This is a genomic window from Martelella mediterranea DSM 17316 (assembly GCF_002043005.1).
Taxonomy (GTDB): Bacteria; Pseudomonadota; Alphaproteobacteria; order Rhizobiales; family Rhizobiaceae; genus Martelella; species Martelella mediterranea.
In genome coordinates this window covers 466786-485528 of record NZ_CP020330.1, presented here as the reverse complement: position 1 = coordinate 485528, position 18743 = coordinate 466786, and the positions used below count along the sequence as shown (strand labels likewise).

Sequence of the window (18743 nt, the reverse complement as noted above, 5' to 3'; positions counted from 1 at the left end):
ATGCTGCGATATCTTGCAAAACGTTTCCTGATGATCCTGCCGACCATCTTCGTGCCGCTTCTCCTGGTCTTCCTCCTGCTGCGGCTGTCACCGGGCGATCCGGCGGGCATGATGCTCGGTGATCAGGCAACGCCGGAGCAGATCGCCGCGCTCAGGGCCGAACTCGGGCTCGACCAGCCGATCTGGACCCAGTTCATCATCTGGCTGAAGGATATCCTGACGCTCAATCTCGGCGATTCCATCTTCTTCCGCAAACCGGTGATGGAGGTGATCCCGCCCTATGCCGCCGTCACCATCCAGCTTGCCGCCGTCGGGCTGGTGCTCGCCATCGTCTTCGGCGTCACGCTTGGCACGATCTCGGCGATGAAGCGCAACAGGCCGGTGGACCGGGCCGTCGTCACCTCGGCGGTGCTCGGCATCTCGCTGCCGGAATTCTGGTTCGCTCTGCTGTTGATCTTCGTCTTCGCGGTGACGCTGCGCTGGTTTCCGGTCGCGGGCTACAATCCGCCGTCCGCCGGGCTGATCGCCTTCGCCTCGACCATCTTCCTGCCGGCATTGGCGCTCGGCATCCGGCAGTCCGCGCTGATGACCCGGATGATGCGCTCCTCCATGCTCGACGTGCTGAACGAGCCCTATATCACCACCGCCCGCGCCCAGGGCCTGCCGGAAAGCAAGGTCATCGGCCAGTATGCGATGCGCACGGCATCGATCCCGGTGGTGACCGTGGCCGGCCTTTCGGCGGGCTATATGCTCGGCGGCGCGGTGGCGATCGAGATCATCTTCGCCCTGCCGGGCCTTGGCCGCATGCTGGTCGAGGCCGTCGGCCGCCGCGACTATCCGCTGGTGGAGGGGGGCGTGCTGACGATCTCGCTGGTGCTCGCCGTTCTCAATCTGGCGATCGATATCGTCTATGCCTGGCTCGACCCGCGGATACGCTACCAATGACCGAGACAACACTTCCCGTCGTCCTCGATGTCGAGGGCCTCAACCTGTCCTTCCGCACCCCGAACGGCCTGCTGCCGATCATCACCGACGTCTCATTTGACGTGCGCCAGGGTGAGGCCGTGGCGCTGGTCGGCGAATCCGGCTGCGGCAAATCTGTCACCGCCAGCGCGGTGATGGGAATTGCGCCCGACAATGCCGAGATCAGCGGCCGGATCACGCTCAACGGTCAGGTGATTTCCGACCTGCCGCCGAAAAAGCGCCGCGCGCTCTGCGGCCGGCATATGGGCTTCATCTTTCAGGAGCCGATGACGGCCCTGCACCCGACGCTTACCATCGGCCGGCAGATGACGGATTCCATCCGCCACAATCTCGGCCTTGGCCGCGCGGCGGCGACGGATCGCGCCGCCGAACTGCTGGACCGCGTCGGCATTCCGCGCCCGCGCGACATCCTGAAGGGCTATGTCCACCAGCTTTCCGGCGGCATGCGCCAGCGGGTGATGATCGCGCTGGCGATCTCCTGCGGCCCCTCGCTTGTCATCGCCGACGAGCCGACGACGGCGCTCGACGTCACCATTCAGGCGCAGGTGCTGGACCTTCTCGACGACATGCGCCGCGAGCTATCGCTCGGCATGCTGTTCATCACCCATGACCTCGAAGTCGTCGGCGATTTCTGCGACCGGGCGGTGGTGATGTATGCCGGCGACGTGGCCGAGCGGGGCAGGGCGGCGGACATCGTCCGCAAACCCGAGCATCCCTATACCAGTGGCCTGCTCGCCGCCGTGCCCGCCGATGACGATCTCCGCGACCGGCTGACGCCGATTCCCGGAACCGTGCCGCCGGTCGGCCAGTGGCCGGAAGGCTGCCGGTTCGCGCCACGCTGCGCGCGCGCCGACGCGGCCTGTCTCGAACGGCCGCGGCTTGAACCGAAACGTGCGACCGAAGCCCGGTGCTGGCATCCGATGGAGGAACAGGCATGAGCGAACCTCTCCTGAACGTCACCGGCCTTTCGAAAAGTTTCAGCGCGGTCCAGGCCGTGCGCGGCGTCGACCTTGCGATTCCCAAGGGCAGCACTTTCGGCCTTGTCGGCGAATCCGGCTCCGGCAAGTCGACCACCGCCCGGCTGGTGCTGCGGCTGATCGAGCCGACATCGGGCGAAATCCGCTTTCGCGGGCGCGACCTGTCGAAACTCGGCGCGGCCGCGCTGCGCGCCGAACGGCGGCATATGCAGATGATCTTCCAGGACCCGTTCGGCTCGCTCAATCCGCGCATGTCGGTGCGCGAGACGCTGGTTGAGCCGCAGCTCGTCCACGGCGTCGGCACGCCGGATGAGCGCGTGCGTACCGCAGCCCGGCTGCTCGACGAGGTCAGCCTGCCGCAGGCCGCACTCGACCGGTTTCCGCACGAGTTTTCCGGCGGTCAGCGCCAGCGCATCGCGATTGCCCGCGCTCTTGCCACCAATCCCGAACTGATCGTTGCCGACGAGCCGGTCTCGGCCCTCGACGTCTCGGTTCAGGCGCAGGTGCTGAACCTGATGCGCGACCTTCAGGATCGCCACAATACCACCATGCTGTTCATCTCCCACGATTTGCGGGTGGTCCGGTTCATGTGCGACGAGATCGCGGTGATGTATCTCGGCGAGATCGTCGAACAGGGCCCGAGCGCGCGCGTCTACGGCGCGCCGGCACATCCCTATACGAAAGCGCTGCTCGATTCCGTGCCCGGCAAGGGTCAGGAAAAGCGTGCGCGGCTTTCCGGCGAGATCCCGAGCGCGCATGCCATTCCCTCGGGCTGCGCGTTTCGCACCCGCTGTCCGCTCGCCTTCGACCGCTGCACCCGCGAAGCGCCGGCGATGCACGAGACCGGCGGCGGCCAGCGCGCGGCCTGTCATCTTCTGGAAGAGAGGGCGGCATGAGCACCGACAGGGCAATTTCAGCAGTCAGCCGAAAGGCGACCTATCATGGGCTTGACGACGGCAGCGCCGCGCGGTTTATGAATATCCGCTACGCCGCGCCGCCGCTCGGCCCATTGCGCTTCCGCCCGCCGCAAGGGATCGAAAACGAGGGCGATATCGATGCCCGCCAACCCGGCTTCGCCCCGCCGCAACAGCTGCACGAACGGCCCGCATGGGCGCCGCGCGGCGCTGGTTTTCAGACCGGCGAGGATTGCCTCAATCTCAACGTCTGGACGCCGGCGATCGATGGGGCAAAGCGGCCTGTCATCGTCCATGCCTTTGGCGGCGGATTTCAGTCGGGGGCAGGGCAGGGGACGTTCCACGATGAGCCCGGCTTCGTCGCCCGCGGTGATGTCGTGCTGGTGCGCCCCAATATGCGCGTTGGCGCGCCCGGCTTCCTGCATCTCGCAAAAGCCTTCGGCCCGGACTACGCCACCGCCAATCGCGGCATGCTCGATTTCATCGCGGCGCTTGAATGGGTGCGCGACAATATTGCGGCCTTCGGCGGCGATCCGGACAATGTCACGCTCGCGGGCATGTCGTCCGGGGCGTTCACCATTTCGGCGCTGTTCGGCGTCGATGGCGTGGCCGACCTGTTTCGCCGCGTCTGGGTAATGAGCGGGCCGGCGAGCCGGATCATCGACCCCGACACGGCGACCGACATGGCCGCCGATTTTCTCGCCCGCGCCGGCATTGCGCCGGGCGATGAGGCCGCCCTTGAGGCGATCGGCATCGACGACATTCTCCGGCTGCAGGGCGCGGTGCTGGCAACCCATCTCGGCGAGCGCAATGCGCCGGGCGGGCGGACATTCGGCATCGTGCTCGATGGCGCAAGCCTCGCCCGCCACCCGATGGAAGGCCTCGCCTCGGGCCGTTTCAAGGATCACGGCATCGTGGCCGGCTGGACCCGCGACGAGGCGCGGATGTGGTATGCCATGGGCGTGATGCCGGCGGTGAAGGATCGCGCCGGCGTGCTGCGCACCATCGGGCTGTTCTTTCCCGACGATGCCGAGCAGAGGCTCGTCATGCTGGAAAACGAACGGCCGGGCGCAGGCTTCAGCGAATACGAGGAAATCTTCCTGTCGCGCACCATTTACCGCGATCCGGCCATCGCCATGCTCGCCGTCCATCGCGACACTGGCGGAACCGGCTATGGCTACGAATTCCGCTGGTCCCCGCCCGGCGAAAACGCCTGCCTCGGCGCCGCCCACGGTTTCGACGAACCCTTCGTCTTCGACAGCACGGATCGTTTCCCTCTTGTCCGTGGGAACGGGGATGCCCCCGCTCTCGCCCGCTCCATGTCCGGCGCCCTTCTCAGCTATGCGCGCAACGGCGACCCGGGCTGGCCATGTTTCGGCGCGGAGGCCTTCCGCCAATTATGGGGCAGCCCAGACGGCGGCTGAACCTCTCGCCCGCCGCCAGGGAGGCCCCATACACCGTTTGGAGTGCGGCGGAGATCGCATCCCGGCCGACTTACCTGCACCCGCATGGTCCCGCGTTTTGATGTAGAGTTCGCTCAATCATATGGAGCAGATTTATGCGAAAGAGCCGTTTCACCGAGGCGCAGATTATTGGGATAATCAAGCAACAGGAAGCCGGTCTTCCGACGTTCGATCTGCCGCAAGCACGGTCTCAGCCCGGCAAGTTGTTATAAGTTCAAGGCCAAGTATGGTGGCATGGAGGTTTCTGAAGCCGCCCGTCTCAAGGCTTTGGAAGACGAGAACGCCAAGCTCAAGCGGCTACTGGCTGACACGATGCTCGACAATGTCGTGCTGAAGGACCTCCTGGGAAACAACTGACGACATTGAGCAACAATGGCTGTTCGACGATCGGCATCTCGAAATCCGCGCCGGTTGAAATCACCGAACAGGTGTTTCCGGTTCTGTTCCGCAAATATGCCTTGCATGAAGGTTCCGGCGGCGCCGGCAGGCAGCGCGGTGGCTTCGGCCTTTCCTACGAGGTCGAGCTTCTGCGCGGCGATGCGCGCGCTTCCTTCGCCATGGATCATGGCCGATTCGGCCCGCAAGGCGCGCTCGGCGGCAGCGATGGCGGCACCGGCAGCATCGAGGTCATCCGCGACGGCGTTGTCCATCGCCCCGAACACATCACCAAGGAGCAGGACCTGCCGCTGAAGGCCGGCAACCGCGTGCGCGTCGACACGCCCGGTGGTGGCGGCTACGGCCCCGCCTTCGAGCGCGACCCGCAGGCGGTCAGGAAGGATGTCCTGCTCGGTTACTTCACATGCGAGCAGGCCGCCCGGCTTTTTGGGGTCGCGCTACGAGAGGACATGTCTCTCGATGAGGCCGGGACGCAGCGTCTGCGCTCGAGGATGATGCACGCCGTTTGAGACGCCCGCGCTTGCCTCCTGCCCTCGCCGGCTTCCTGACGTCGCGTTGTGGCGGACGCATCGTATCCGTCGCGGTCGTCGTCGCCGTGCCGCCTCAGGCCGAGCGCGCCTGCCGGGCAAGGCGCGCCCATTCCGGTATCCAGTCGTGATGGGCGATCAGCAGGTCGTCGACCAGCGACCAGATCTGGTCGAGGTCGAGTTCGGCGGCCGTGTGCGGGTCCATCATCGCGGCGTGATAGAGATGTTCGCGGTTTTCGTTGATGAGCGCCGCCACCGTCAGTTCCTGCACATTGATATTGGTGCGGACGAGGGCCGTCAGTTGCGGCGGCAGGTCGCCGACATAGGTCGGCTGAATGCCGGAGGCATCGACGAGGCAGGGCACTTCCGCCGCGCAGTTTTCCGGCAGCGAGGTGATGCAACCATTGTTGCGGACATTGCCGTAAATGACCGAAGGCTCGCCGGTCCACACCGAATTCATGATCGACGAGGCATATTCCTTGCTCTGCTCGACCTTGATTTCATCGGCCTTCCTGTATTCCTCCGCCTGATCCTTCCATTTGGCGATCTGCTCGACGCAGCGGACGGGATACTCATCGAGCGGAATGCCGAATGTCTCGATCAGGTCCTCGCGGCCTTCCTTGATGAAATAGGGCGTATATTCGGCAAAATGCTCGGAGCTTTCCGTGACGAAATAGCCGAGCCGCGTCAGCATCTCGTAACGCACCTTGTTGGGGCAGCGGGGGTTCCAGCTTGACGGTTTCGGGAACCGGCCCTCGCGGTAGCCGCGCACCAGATCCGGATAGAGGTCGCGGTAGCTGCCATCGGCCTGGCGATGTTCGAATTTCAGGAAGAACGCCATGTGGTTGATGCCGGCCGAGCGGTAACGGATTTCCTCATAGGGAATGTCGAGGTCGTGCGCCAGTTCGCCCGCCGTGCCCTGCACCGAATGGCAGAGGCCGACCTGCTTGATGTTCGGGTATTTTTCCGCAATCGCCCAGGTGTTGATCGCCATCGGGTTCACATATTGCAGCAGAATGGCGTCGGGGCAGATTTGCGTCATGTCCTCGCAGATCGACCAGAGATGCGGCACGGTTCTGAGGCCCCGCATGATGCCGCCGACACCGAGCGTATCGGCGATCGTCTGGCGCAGGCCATATTTCTTCGGCACCTCGAAATCGGTCACGGTGGCCGGTTCATAGCCGCCGATCTGGAAGGCCACGACGACGAAATCGGCACCATCCAGCGCCTCGCGCTGACTGGTGTGGGTGGTGATCACCGATTTCGAGCCGAGCGTGCGCGCGAGCTTGCCGGCAACGATCTCGCTTTCGGCAAGCCGCTCCGGATTGAGGTCCATCAGGGCGATGGACGCATCCTTCAGGGCCGGACGCTGCAAGGCGTCGCCGATGATGTTTTTCATGAAAACCGTGGAGCCGGCGCCGATAAAGGTGATCTTGGGTTGTCTTGCCATTGTGTAATTCCTCAAATTCAGGCGGCAACTTCGAAGGCGGCCTTGACCAGCCGCTTCGTATAGTCTGTCTGCGGGTTTTCCAGCACATCGCGCACTGGACCCTGTTCAACGATTTTGCCGTGCTGCATGACGCAGACACGGTGGCATAGCGCCCGCACGACCTTGAGGTCATGCGAGATGAAGAGGTAGCTCAAGCCGCGCTCGCTCTGGAGCTTGCGCAGGAGTTCGATGATCTGCGCCTGCACGGAGAGATCGAGCGCCGAGGTCGGCTCGTCGAGCAGGATGAACTCCGGCTCCAGCGCCACGGCGCGGGCAATGGCGATGCGCTGGCGCTGGCCGCCGGAAAACTCGTGCGGAAACCGGTGGGTGATCGAGCCCGGCAGGCCGGCATCGACGAGGGCATCGCGCACCCGTTCGTTGCGGTCCTTGCCGGACGAGCCGATATTGTTGACGATCAGCCCTTCCTCGATGATCTGGCCGATCGTCATGCGCGGATTGAGCGAGGAAAACGGATCCTGAAACACCACCTGCATGCGCGAGCGCAATGGCCTGAGCTGCTCGCGGGAGAGCCCCTCGATGTGCTTCTCGTCGAAAAGCACCGTGCCGCCATCTGTATGGATCAGCCTCAGCAATGCCTGGCCGAAGGTGGTTTTTCCCGATCCGCTTTCGCCCACAAGTCCCAGCGTTTCATGCTTCTTGAGTGTAATCGACAGATCGTTGACCGCGACAAGCTGGCTGTAGCTGGATTTGAAGAAGGTGCCGGTCTTCAGCGTGAAGGCGACCCGAACGTCCCGGCCCTCCAGGATGGTCTGCGATCCTTCCGGCAGCGGATTGGCCTCGCCGGAGGGCTCGGAACTGAGGAGCTTTTTCGTGTAGGGGTGCTGCGGGTCGGCGAAAAGCGCCCTGGTCGCGTTGTGCTCGCGCACCACGCCTTCGCTCATCACATAGACATAATCCGAGAAATGCTGGACCACGGTCAGGTCGTGGGTGATCAGGATGACGGCCATGCCGAGTTCCAATTGCAAGTCCCGGATCAGGCCGAGGATCTGCGCCTGCACCGTCACGTCCAGCGCCGTGGTCGGTTCGTCGGCGATCAGTACGTCCGGCTTGTTGGCAAGCGCCATGGCGATCATCACGCGCTGGCGCTGCCCGCCGGAAAGCTGGTGCGGATATTGTTTTAGGCGCGCCTCCGGTTCTGGGATCTGAACCTGTTTCAGAAGCTCCAGGGTTTCGGCTTCCGCATCTTTGCGGCTCACGCGGCGATGGGTCTGGATGGCTTCAATAATCTGCGATCCGATCGTGTAGATCGGGTTCAGCGAACTCATCGGCTCCTGAAAGATCATCGAAATCCGCGATCCGCGCATGTCTCGACGCCGGCGTTCAGAGAATTTGAGAACGTCCTCTCCGTTATAATTTATCGTGGCTCCCTTGCCGACGCTTGCGCGCTTGGGAAGAAGCCCCATCACCGTCCGGGCCGTGACGGACTTGCCAGAGCCGGACTCGCCGACGATGGCGATGGTCTCGCCGCGAAAGAGCTGGAACGAGACATCGCGCACTGCATTCACCGTGCCGTCCTCGACCGCGATATCGACGGCGACATTGCGGGCGTCGATGATCGGCTCGCCCTGCTGTGCGCCATGGTCGCGCCGGGTGGAAGGCGCCGTGTCATGTCTGAGGTCGTCAGTCATCGAAAGCGTCTCCTTCTCAATAGGGGTCGATGGCATCGCGCAACCCGTCGCCGAACGCGTTGAAGGCGAAGACGGTCAAAAGCACGAAGGCGACGGGCGACAACAGCCAGGGATAGGCGCCGATCACCGCATAATTGGAGGTGTCGCGCAGCATCAGCCCCCAGGAAATCATCGGCGGCTTCACAGCAAAGCCGAGGAAGCCAAGGAAAGCCTCGAGCAGCACGACCGTGGGGATTGCAAGTGTGACCGCTACGATCACATGGCTCATCACGTTGGGCAGGATATGGCGGAAGATGATGCGCTTGTCGGTGGCGCCGACGGCGATGGCCGCGCGCACATAATCCATGCGCACCAGCCCCATCGTCTTGCCGCGCACCTCGCGCGACATCTGCGCCCAGCCGAGCGCCGACATCACCGCGATGACGAAGCCCAAGAACACCTTGGTCGGCGCGGTCACGGGAATGAGCGAGGCCAGCGCCAGATAGAAAGGCAGTTGCGGAAAGGCGAGCACCAGTTCGACGAAGCGCTGGATCCACGAATCCACCGGCCCGCCGAAATATCCCGAGGTCATGCCGACGGATGTTCCGACGATGGTAACGACGGTCACCACGGTGAGCGCGATCAGAAGCGAAATCCGCGAGCCGTAGAGAATGCGCGACAGCACGTCCCGGCCGAGCTTGTCGGTGCCGAGAAAATGGATCACCGAGCCATCGGTCGCGCCGATGAAATGGCGGCCGGCGGGAATGAAGCCGAGCAGCTTGTAGGGTGCGCCCTTCACGAACAGACCGATGATCTGCGGGTTGTCGTAATCCTTGCCGACAAGCGGCTGGAAGGTGATCGGGTCCAGTTCGCCGGTATCGCCGAGCGGGTAGACGCGCGGCGGAAACACGAATTCGCCGTCCTTGCCAAACACAGTGACCATCTGCGGCGGCTGGTAGGAGGCCCCGGTGACGCGCGGATCGGCGGGCGACAGGAAATCGGCGAACACGGCGACGAACAGCAGGAAGACCACCAGGATCAGGCCCATCATGCCGGAAAAGGAGCGTTTCAGCCTGCGCCAGACCAGCGCCAGATAGGTTTCGTTCTTGTTGGCTTCCGGTTCTTTGACGGTATCGACGGTTTGCAGGATGTTGTCGGTCATGCCGCGGCCCTCCCGGTCTGTCTGACGCGCGGATCAAGGGCCACGAGCAGAAGGTCGGCGATGATGTTGCCGATTAGCAGCATGGCCGAGAGCAGCAGCATGAAGGTCGCCGTGACATAGACGTCGCCCACCTGCATCGAGCCGACGATGGCCGGACCGACGGTCGGCAGCGCGAAGATGATGGCGACCTCGATTTCGCCGGTCAGCATGTAGGGCAGGACAACGCCCTGATACATGACGAGCGGATGCAGCGCATTGGGCACGGCATGGCGCATGATCACCTTGCGCTCTGAAAGCCCCTTGGCGCGCGCGGTCTCGACATATTGCATGTTCAGCGTGTCGAGCAGGTTGCCGCGCATGACCCGCATATTATAGGCGAGCCCGCCGAATGTCGCGATCGCGACGACCGGCCAGATATGCTGCACGAGATTGACGAACTTGCCCCAGGACCAGGGCGCGCCGCCATATTGCGGCGAGAAGAAACTTCCCACTTCATTGACGTCGAAATGGAAGACGAGGACATAGACGATGATCAGCGCCATCAAAAAGCGCGGCACCGTCATGCCGAGAAAGGCGACCCCCGACAGCGCCGTGTCGATCCAGCTATATTGGCGCGTGGCCGCGACGATGCCGAAGCCGATACCGAGAATGGAAGCCAGGATGTGGCAGGTCAGCGCCAGCGCCAGCGTGCGTGGCAATCGTTGCGCGACGACGTCGGAGACGGGTTTGTTATAGTACAGGCTCTGGCCGAAATCGCCGTGGAAGACGATGCCTTTCACCCAGTTGAGATACTGCACGGGAAGCGGATCGTTGAGGCCGTGGGTCTCGCGATAGGCCTCGGCCTGCCGGTCCGCCTGCTCGAAGGAGGCACCGCCCTGGTTGATCGCCTGCGAGCGGATGTAATCGCTGTAATCACCCGGCGGGGCCTGGATGATGACGAAGGTCACGATGCTGAGCACGAACAGCAGCATCAGCCCCGACATGATCCGGTTGAACAGAAATCGTGCCATTTTATCCTTGCGTCCCTTGTCTGTGCGGACCGGCAACTGGAGGAGAACAGGGTTGCCGGTCCGCGCGGTTGGCGGCGGCGCTTTCGCAAGAGCCGCCGCGACGCTTTCGGGTGTCAGCCGCTGACCGGGCCGTCACCGCCCAGCTTGCCGGGAAGCGTTTCCGGAAACAGCTGATAGTCCTGCTGCTCGTCAGCCGGAACGAACATGCGCTCGCGGATAATGGCGTCTTCCGCCCAGTTGAACATGAAGATCGGCGCGCCGGGGGCGACATTGTCGAACCGCTTGTTGACGATCAGCGCGCCTGGATATTCCGTCAACCCGACCATATCGACATTCTGCGTCACGACGGTCTGATACTGCTTCATCAGCTCGGCCCGCTCGGCATTGTCGTCGGTGGCGATGAACCGGTCTATGATATCGACCATCTGTTCCTCATAGGGCATCAGGTCGAGCGTGCCGTCGGGGCCGGCGCGGTGATGTTCGCTGGTGCGCGGTCCCACGGGCGCAAGGCCGGTGGTTCCCTGCATCACGGATGCCAGAGCCGGCGGATTGCGCAGGATCATCCAGTCGAACTTGCCGGCCCGGCGCTGGTTGTCGAACTGATTGTTCTCGATGGCGTTCTGCACCACCCTGAGGCCCACCTGCTGCAACTGGCCGATCAGACCCTCGGCGAGGCTGAGGTCGGTCGTGTAGTTGGAACTCAGCGAGACCACGATATCGACATCCTGCCCGCCAAGCGTGCCTTCCGGCCAATTGACGAAGCCATTGCCGTCCGTGTCCTCAAGGCCGATCGAGGCAAGCAGTTCCTTCGCCCCTTCGGGATCATAGGGGTAGTAATAGGTCGATTCCCGGTCATAGAAGCTGGTGCCGGAATTCAGGCCGCCGGGATAGATGGCGGTGAAGGGGCCGCGGACCAGTGAATCGCCAAGCGCCTGACGGTCGATCGCCATCGTCACCGCCTTGCGGAAGTCCGGGTTGCGGTTGAGTTCGCGCACGGCCTCTTCGCGTTCGTCCGGCTCGCCCCAGCCATTGCCGGAAAGGTTCATGCGCATATTGTAGCCGATGAGGCGCGGACCGAAGGCTAGCCTTGCGGGCGCATCCGCCTCGGCGGCGCGGCGCAGCGCCACGACGAAGTTTTCCGGCTGTTCGAGATTGGAAAGGTCGGCGGAGCCCGCGATCGTCTGGATGTCGCGGTCGGCCCAGGTCGAGAGCTTGTATTGCAGTTCATCGATGTAGGGCAGCTGGTGGCCGTCCTCATCGACTTTCCAGTAATAGGGATTGCGGCGCAGAACGACGATATCCTCGGGTCGATACTCGACCGGCGCCCAGGCGCCCATGACCGGCCAGTTCAGCATTTCCGGCGGAAAGCCATTGCGATACTCGTCATAGGTCGTATCGGCATATTTCGGATGCTTGGTCTTCAGGATATGCGCCGGGCCGGGGCAGAAATCGCCATAGGCCATGTTGAACAGATATTGGCGCGGGAAGGCTTCCGCAAAGGTCCATTCGACCGTGTAGTCGTCCACGGCCTTCAGCGTCGTGTCGGAGCCGAAGGTTTCGCGCGATGCGCCATTGAGCGGCGATACGTTGGGGTCGACGATATTGTCTTCCCACATGAAGATCACGTCTTCGGACGTGAACGGCACGCCGTCGGACCATTTCGCACCCTCGATCAGATGCATGGTCAGCGTGTGTCCGTCTTCCGACCATTCCCAGCTTTTCGCAAGGTTCGGCAGCGGCTCCATGTCGCTGGCCTCGACCTGATAAAGCTGGGCGGTGCGGGTCAGGCATTCATACATGGCGATATCGATGCCGCCCCAGCCCTGCGCCTGGCCGGCCTGGTAGTTCCAGCCTTCCGGACGGCCGCCGACCACATGGCGCAACGTGCCGCCATAAACGCCGATGCCGTCAGGCATGTTGCCGGTCTTGAAGACCAGCGGCTCCTTCGGCAGCCGTTCCTCGACCGGCGGCAGCGCGCCGGTCTCGACAAATTGCTCCGTCACCCATTCCGGTTCTAAATAGGATGGCAGCGATCTAAATTCCTCGATCGCGTTGCGCGGCACATAGGTGATCTTGGCCTGGGCCGGGAAATCCGGCTGCGGCGGCACCACGGTCATTTCCGAAGCGAGCGTCCCGGAAACAAGGGCAAGGGTTGAAATTCCGGCGGCCAGGACACTGGCCAGATGCCGGGCAGAAAGGTGAGATGTCATCGTGTCGTCCTCCCGTGTTGACACTGAATGCGAAGGCTTCTGGCCTTTCGCCGGTTGTTCCGTCGGCAAGGCTCCTACCCACAAGGCCGCCGGAACAGGAAAGACCGGACCGGCATGCCGCCGGACCGGTCGAGATTAAAAACGTCAGGCGTTGGCCGCCGCGCGCTCGGCTTCCTTTTCCGCGCGCATTTCATCGACCGAGCGAATGTGGCGGCGGGCCGCCCCTTCCCATTCGCGCGTCCTGACCGTTGCCTTTGCAAGCCGCTCTTTCGCACCGTCGATGGCATGGGCATATTGCGGCAGCCATTCGGCCTGGGCGACGACCATCTCGTCCACCATCTGCCAGACCTCCTCCGGCGTGCAGACGGCGCCGACCAGCGGATCGTGCAGGACGGCCAGTTTCAGAAGATCGAGGTCGCCGGTCACGGCCGCATGAACCGACATGCGCTGAACGTTGATCGAGGCCATGCAGGTTGCAGCACATGCCTCCGGCAGCGTGATGCCGGCAACCATGTTGAGGCCGAAGCGGTCGACGAAGCCGGGCGATTCAATGATGCAGTCATCCGGCAGATTGGTGATCACGCCGTTGTTCTTGCGGTTGAAATGGCCGCGATAGACCCGGCCGGTCTCCAGCCCTTCGAGGATGTAGCTGGCATGTTCGCTCGAGCGCTTCCTCGGGTCGATGGGTTTTGCCGCATCTTCAAGGAATCCGTCATATTCCGTCTCGAACCAGTTGCGGTTTTCCGCCGTGTAGCGCAGATAGCCGCCGGTTTCGCCATGGATCCAGTCTGACATGTCGATCCAGCGGGTGATTTCCTCCGGGCGCTTGCGATACCAGGGCAGGTATTCGGACAGGTGGCCGTTGCTTTCGGTCGAGTAGACCCCGAAGCGCTTCAGTACGTCGATGCGGACCTTTTCCTGCTTCGAGATCACCGGATGCGCCTCGAAGGCCGCGATCAACTCGTCTTTACCGATTTTGCGGCCGTTGACGCGCAGATCGGTGAACCAGGTCTGATGGTTGATGCCGGAGCAGATATAGTCGAGTTCGTCCTGTTTTACGCCGAGCACTTCCGCGATCTGCTCCGCGCCGTGCTGGACGCCGTGGCACAGGCCGATCGTCTCGACCTTGCCGTATTCATTGGCTGCCCAGGTGTTCATCGCCATCGGATTGGCATAGTTGAGGAAGCGGGCGCCGGGCTCGGCCACTTCGCGGATGTCCTTGCAGAAATCCAGAATGACCGGGATGTTGCGCTGGCCATAGAGAATGCCGCCGGCGCAGATCGTATCGCCAACGCACTGGTCGACGCCGTATTTCAGCGGAATGCGGATATCGTCGGCGTAAGCCTCAAGCCCGCCGACGCGCACGCAGGAAATCACATAGCGCGCGCCCTCGATTGCCTTGCGGCGGTCTGTGGTCGCGGTGATGGTGGTCGGCAGGCCGTTGGCCTCGACGATCTTCTCGAGGATGGTTTTCACCATCGTCAGATTTTTCTCGCTGATATCCGTCAGCGCCACTTCGATGTCCGCGAACTCCGGAACGCACAGAATATCCTTGAACAGCGTCTTGGTGAAACCGACGCTGCCAGCGCCGATAATGGCTATTTTGAAAGCGCTCATAGCCGCCTCCCTGAACTAAGACCAACATGCAGGGTAAAATCCAACGCAACAGATACCGGTCCACCGGGCCGCACCGAAAGGCGTGGCCCAGGCCGAAATGTATTGGCTGTAGCGCTTGTTTTCAAACTCCTGACGCGCATTATGCAGCAGACAGGAGAACATTACAGAGAGGGATTGTGCTTTCATGGGTAATTTTGTGCTGCAGGAATTGCGGGCAAAAGCGCCGATCGGGCGGCTGATTTCCCTGCCTCGCGGCCATCAGGACCTGCATGCCATGCCGGTCAGCGCCGGCTATGAAATCCGAACCAAGCCGGACTATCAGTGGGATGGAAGGCGTCGCGGCCAGAGCCCGTTCTCGGTGATCCAGTACACGATTGCCGGTGCGGGAAACCTGCGTTTCGAGAACCAGACCTATCGTATCCGTCCGGGTGAAACCATGCTCACCCTCATCCCACACAACCACCGTTACTGGCTGGAGGAGGACGGTTACTGGGAATTCTTCTGGATTTCGCTCAACGGCGAGGAGGCGATGCGCATCCAAAGAGCGGTTCTGGCGACCACCGGCCCGGTGCTGAAACTCAAGGAGGAGACAGTCAACCAGCTTGCCGATTGTCTCGCACGCCTGCTTTCATCGGAAACCGACACCCCGGCCCGGGCCTCCGCCGTCGCCTATGAGGTGACCATGCTGCTTTATGATGACGTTTTCGGCGTTCACACCATGCCGCCGGTGGAAAGCCGGGCGATGCAGCGGGTCATCCATTACATCGATGCCAATCTCGATAAGCCGTTGCCGGTGGACAGGCTGGCGGAAATCTCGGGCTTCAGCCGCTCGCATTTCTCACGGCTCTTTGCACAGTCGGAGGGCATGCCGCCCGCAGAATATGTACTTCTGCGCCGCCTGAAACAATCGACCCGGCTTTTGGCAAGCGGCGACCATACCGTCAAGGAAGTCTCCGGCATGGCCGGTTTCGCCGACCCAAACTATTTTGCCAAAGTGTTCCGCCGCTACTTCCGCGTCAGTCCCACGGAGTTCAGGAAGATCGGCCTCGCCGCCAGCATTATGACAATGAATACGGAAACCAGCCCACCCGCTCTGCAAAAGGAGCCGGTCGAATATCCAGAAGCAGACGCGGACTAGATATTATCGATCCGCAGCTTTTGGGTCGGGTTGCGGGTGCGCGGACTGATCTACACGGAGAATTCCGTTGAGATGACGGACACGAAAATCCGCCGCACGGGGCAAGAGTCGCGAGGCCGGCTTGATGCAATCCTCACATCAGCAGGTCGCCGATCGAAAGTCTCTGGAGTGCCTTGGCGATGTTGGCGACAAGGGCTTCCTTCTCGGGTCCGTGATCCGGATAGCGGGTCATGTTGTCTCCATTGTGCATGAAGACGTAGCCGCCCCGCTCGTCGTCCGCTGGATACTGCCAGAGCCAGTCCGCCGGTTTCGGGTCCATCTCCGTGCCCACATCCGTCAGCCAGATCGCGCCTGGCGGTGCATCCGTCCAGCCGCGCGCATATTGGCCGTAAATGCCCTTCCAGCCGTCGAAGCCCTCGCCGAAATTGCCGAATATTCCGAAGCGATCGTCGCGCACCCGGACCTTGATATTGGCGAAAGGGCGGGGCGGGACGGCCCGGAACGGGGCCATGAACGGAAGCCAGGGCTGGCAGGGCTCGGCGCAGATGATCAGGTTGCCGCCTTGCGCAAGAAAGCCGAGCAGGTCGTCCGCCCTGCGCTTCAGGAAGATCTCGTCATGGCTGCTTGGCAGATAGAGCGTGTCGGTTGCCGCCAGCAGGTCGGGGCCGAGTTCGTAGAGGGGCGCGAACCTCACTTCAAACCCTTCCGCTTCCAGGTTTGGGCCGATCCAGTCGGGTTGCCATTCGCTCGGGACATGGCTGCACTGGAGATAGGTAAAGCGGTTCGGCTTTCGCCTTTCGATCCCGAGTTCCCGGTTCAGCCAGGGGTAGAAGGACTGTAGGAACCGGGTCGTTGCCGGCATGAACCGCTGGCCATTGTGCGAATGCGGATCGAGGGAGGCCAGCAACAGCCGACCGCCGCCGGGAAGTGCCGGAAAATCAAGGAAGAGGCTGCCGCCGTCGTCCTCGATCTCCAGGATCGAGCGCGCGCCGTCCGGCACGTTGTAGGATCCGCCCCAATGCCAGCTCATGTGGGCAAGCGGCATCGCCTCGGTGATCGGATGGCGCGGCTCGCTCAGCCGGATTTCGAGCTTGTCCCCCTTCGTCCACCACAGCCAGTCGCGACAATTGCCTGGTGACCACTTCAGGCCGGGAATGTCCAGCCAGTCGGCGTGGCCCTGGAGCATGACGACGAGGAAGCCGCCATTGTGCAGGTAGGCATTGAGCTGCCCGGCATGGGGCCGGGCTGCCTCGGCATCCATCGCATCGGGCATGACAACGGCCTTGTAGGCCGAAAGATCCACCTTCGGCAGGTCATCTATGTAGATGAGATCGTCGAGATGGTGGCGGAAATCCCGGAAGCTGCGAATCTGCCAGCTATTGCCCCAGTGGATGTAGGCAATTCCCTTTGTGGGGGCACGGAGGTCAGGCATCGGTTTTCTCTCCCCGGTGACGGAACAGCGGCGCATAGGTATGTTTTTTCGTGCCGGAAAAATCCGCCCGCGCGATCGGCAGATCGTAGAGTTCGCTCAGATTGTTGGCGTCGAGGGCCTGTTCAGTCGGGCCGCAGACATAGCGGCTCCCGCTGGTCATCAGCAGCACGTCCGTTGCGATTTCGACGGCATGCTGCGGCATGTGGGTGGAAAAGACGATCGTCATGCCACGCTCGACCTGCAGCCGGTGAAGGAGTTCCAGAACCTTGTCCTGGTTCTTGTAATCCAGCGCCGCGCAGGGTTCGTCCAGCACCAGAAGATCGCATTCCGAAGCAAGGGCCTGGGCGATCATCACCAATTGCCGCTGACCGCCGCTCAACGCATTGAAGGCCTGCGTCTCCAGAGCCTCGATGCCGAGCATGGAGAGGAAGTGACGGACGATCTCGTAGTCCCTGCGTCCCGGCGCGCCGAAGAGCCCGAGATGCCGCGCGCGTCCCATCAGGGCGATGTCCAGGGCGGAATAGGCAAACGACACTTCGAAGAGTTGCGGCACGAAACCGACCTGTCCGTGGACCATAAGCCTTCCGGATCTTGGCTGGATGAGCCCCGTCAGGACGCTGATCAGAGTCGTCTTTCCGACCCCGTTTGCGCCGAGGATGGCGAGGGTGCGGCCCTTGTCGAGGCGGAGGTTGTATCCCTCCAGAATCGTCCGGCCGCCTCTCTCCACGGTGAGGTCACGGGCTTCAATCACCGGCCCAGCCTCCTTTCGCGTGCAGGCGGCGCAGAATGACCGCGAAGACCGGCACACCGATGAGCGCCGTGATGATGCCAAGCGGAATTTCGGCGGTGGTCAGGGTGCGCGCCAGATTGTCGACCATCAGCAGGTAGATTGCGCCGAGAACGCCGGCAACCGGCAGCATGCGCTGGTGGTCCGCGCCAACGAGGGCGCGGGCGACGTGGGGAATGACAAGACCGACCCAGCCGATGATGCCCGAGGTCGCGACAACCCCGGCCGATATCAGCGCGGAGGTCAAAAGGATGATCCATTGCACGAGAACGACGCGGACGCCGAGCGCCCGTGCCTTCTCCTCGCCGAGCGACATGATGTTGATCTGAAACCGCAGCAGATAGATCGCGATGGAGGCCGGCGCCACGGAAACAAGGATCAGCAGCACGTCCGAATAGCTGCTGGATGCGATGCTGCCCATGAGCCAGTACGTTATTGAAGGCAGTTTCTGGAACGGGTCGGCCAGAAGCTTGGCGATCGAAATCGCCGCCGAGAAGAACGCCGAGATCACCACGCCGGCAAGCACCAGCGTCAGCATGCTGGTGCGCCCGCGTACCGTCGAGAGAAGCTTGACCAGAAGCACGCTGCCGAGGCCGAACAGAAAGGCCGTCAGCATCAGGCCATAGCCCTGGAGGCCGAGAAGAATGGCAAGCGTACCGCCGAAACCAGCGCCTGCCGTGACGCCGATGATGCCCGGATCGACGAGCGGATTGCGGAACAACCCCTGCAGCGACGCCCCTGAAATGGACAGGCCGAAGCCGATGAGAACGGCGGCGAGTATTCTCGGCAGACGCACCTGCTCGACGACGACCTCCTTGACCGGATCCCAATAGGGCACGACAAGCGGATGGATGTTTTCGATCAGGATCAGGGCGACCTCCCTGATCGAGAGATCATAGCGGCCAATCGTCACGGAATACAGGACTGCCACTACCAGCAGCACGATAAGGCCCGGCAGCACGGCAATTGTCGTCAGTTTTCGTCCCGCCGGGACGGTAGACCTGTTTTC

14 protein-coding genes and 2 pseudogenes are annotated in these 18743 nt (G+C 62.6%); 7 read left to right on the top strand and 9 right to left on the bottom strand.

Annotated elements, in window-relative coordinates:
* The 6 genes and pseudogenes from Mame_RS02235 to Mame_RS02210 form a co-directional block, all read left to right on the top strand.
* Positions 1-945, top strand: coding sequence for an ABC transporter permease (locus Mame_RS02235; RefSeq protein ID WP_018064556.1), 945 nt, complete (start codon positions 1-3; stop codon positions 943-945).
* Entirely contained in the window at positions 942-1922 is a 981-nt protein-coding gene (locus Mame_RS02230) for an ABC transporter ATP-binding protein (RefSeq protein ID WP_018064557.1), read from the top strand. Before Mame_RS02235 ends, Mame_RS02230 begins: the two co-directional genes overlap by 4 nt.
* Entirely contained in the window at positions 1919-2857 is a 939-nt protein-coding gene (locus Mame_RS02225) for an ABC transporter ATP-binding protein (protein WP_018064558.1), read from the top strand. Before Mame_RS02230 ends, Mame_RS02225 begins: the two co-directional genes overlap by 4 nt.
* Positions 2854-4299 (top strand): carboxylesterase family protein, encoded by a 1446-nt coding sequence (locus Mame_RS02220; RefSeq protein ID WP_018064559.1) that lies wholly within the window; start codon positions 2854-2856, stop codon positions 4297-4299. Before Mame_RS02225 ends, Mame_RS02220 begins: the two co-directional genes overlap by 4 nt.
* 134 nt (positions 4300-4433) lie before the next feature.
* Positions 4434-4686, top strand: a pseudogene (locus Mame_RS02215) (transposase); the annotation flags it as partial.
* Positions 4687-4709: 23 nt separating this feature from the next.
* Positions 4710-5243: pseudogene (locus tag Mame_RS02210) on the top strand (hydantoinase B/oxoprolinase family protein); the annotation flags it as partial.
* 94 nt (positions 5244-5337) lie between these two features.
* Here the strand turns inward: Mame_RS02210 and melA (Mame_RS02205) are convergent.
* The 6 genes from melA (Mame_RS02205) to melA (Mame_RS02180) all read right to left on the bottom strand — a co-directional run bounded on the left by melA (Mame_RS02205) (position 5338) and on the right by melA (Mame_RS02180) (position 14377).
* Positions 5338-6711, bottom strand: coding sequence for an alpha-glucosidase/alpha-galactosidase (melA, locus tag Mame_RS02205; protein ID WP_018064561.1), 1374 nt, complete (start codon positions 6709-6711; stop codon positions 5338-5340).
* Between the two features lie 17 nt (positions 6712-6728).
* Positions 6729-8399: an ABC transporter ATP-binding protein gene (locus tag Mame_RS02200; RefSeq protein ID WP_018064562.1), complete on the bottom strand. Its 1671-nt coding sequence runs from the start codon at positions 8397-8399 to the stop codon at positions 6729-6731.
* A gap of 16 nt (positions 8400-8415) precedes the next feature.
* Positions 8416-9540: an ABC transporter permease gene (locus tag Mame_RS02195; protein WP_018064563.1), complete on the bottom strand. Its 1125-nt coding sequence runs from the start codon at positions 9538-9540 to the stop codon at positions 8416-8418.
* Positions 9537-10550, bottom strand: coding sequence for an ABC transporter permease (locus Mame_RS02190; RefSeq protein ID WP_018064564.1), 1014 nt, complete (start codon positions 10548-10550; stop codon positions 9537-9539). Before Mame_RS02190 ends, Mame_RS02195 begins: the two co-directional genes overlap by 4 nt.
* Positions 10551-10663: 113 nt before the next feature.
* Positions 10664-12760, bottom strand: coding sequence for an ABC transporter substrate-binding protein (locus tag Mame_RS02185; RefSeq protein WP_018064565.1), 2097 nt, complete (start codon positions 12758-12760; stop codon positions 10664-10666).
* Positions 12761-12904: 144 nt separating this feature from the next.
* Entirely contained in the window at positions 12905-14377 is a 1473-nt protein-coding gene (melA, locus tag Mame_RS02180) for an alpha-glucosidase/alpha-galactosidase (protein WP_018064566.1), read from the bottom strand.
* A gap of 184 nt (positions 14378-14561) precedes the next feature.
* On the opposite strand from melA (Mame_RS02180), the gene Mame_RS02175 reads away from it, so the two are divergent.
* The gene (locus Mame_RS02175; RefSeq protein ID WP_018064567.1) at positions 14562-15515 is read left to right on the top strand and encodes an AraC family transcriptional regulator; all 954 of its coding nucleotides are present in this window, start codon (positions 14562-14564) and stop codon (positions 15513-15515) included.
* 133 nt (positions 15516-15648) lie between these two features.
* On the opposite strand, the gene Mame_RS02170 is transcribed toward Mame_RS02175, so the two are convergent.
* The 3 genes from Mame_RS02170 to Mame_RS02160 are packed head-to-tail and all read right to left on the bottom strand — an operon-like array spanning position 15649 to position 18695.
* A complete protein-coding gene (locus Mame_RS02170; RefSeq protein ID WP_018064568.1) occupies positions 15649-16947 on the bottom strand; it encodes a hypothetical protein in 1299 nt (432 codons plus the stop codon).
* Positions 16940-17698 carry an ABC transporter ATP-binding protein gene (locus Mame_RS02165; protein ID WP_018064569.1) on the bottom strand — a complete coding sequence of 253 codons (759 nt, stop codon included), beginning with the start codon at positions 17696-17698 and terminating at the stop codon, positions 16940-16942. The genes Mame_RS02170 and Mame_RS02165 overlap by 8 nt, the downstream gene beginning before the upstream one ends.
* Positions 17691-18695, bottom strand: a complete 1005-nt coding sequence (locus Mame_RS02160; RefSeq protein WP_018064570.1) for a FecCD family ABC transporter permease — start codon at positions 18693-18695, stop codon at positions 17691-17693. The genes Mame_RS02165 and Mame_RS02160 overlap by 8 nt, the downstream gene beginning before the upstream one ends.
* Positions 18696-18743 lie beyond the last annotated feature (48 nt).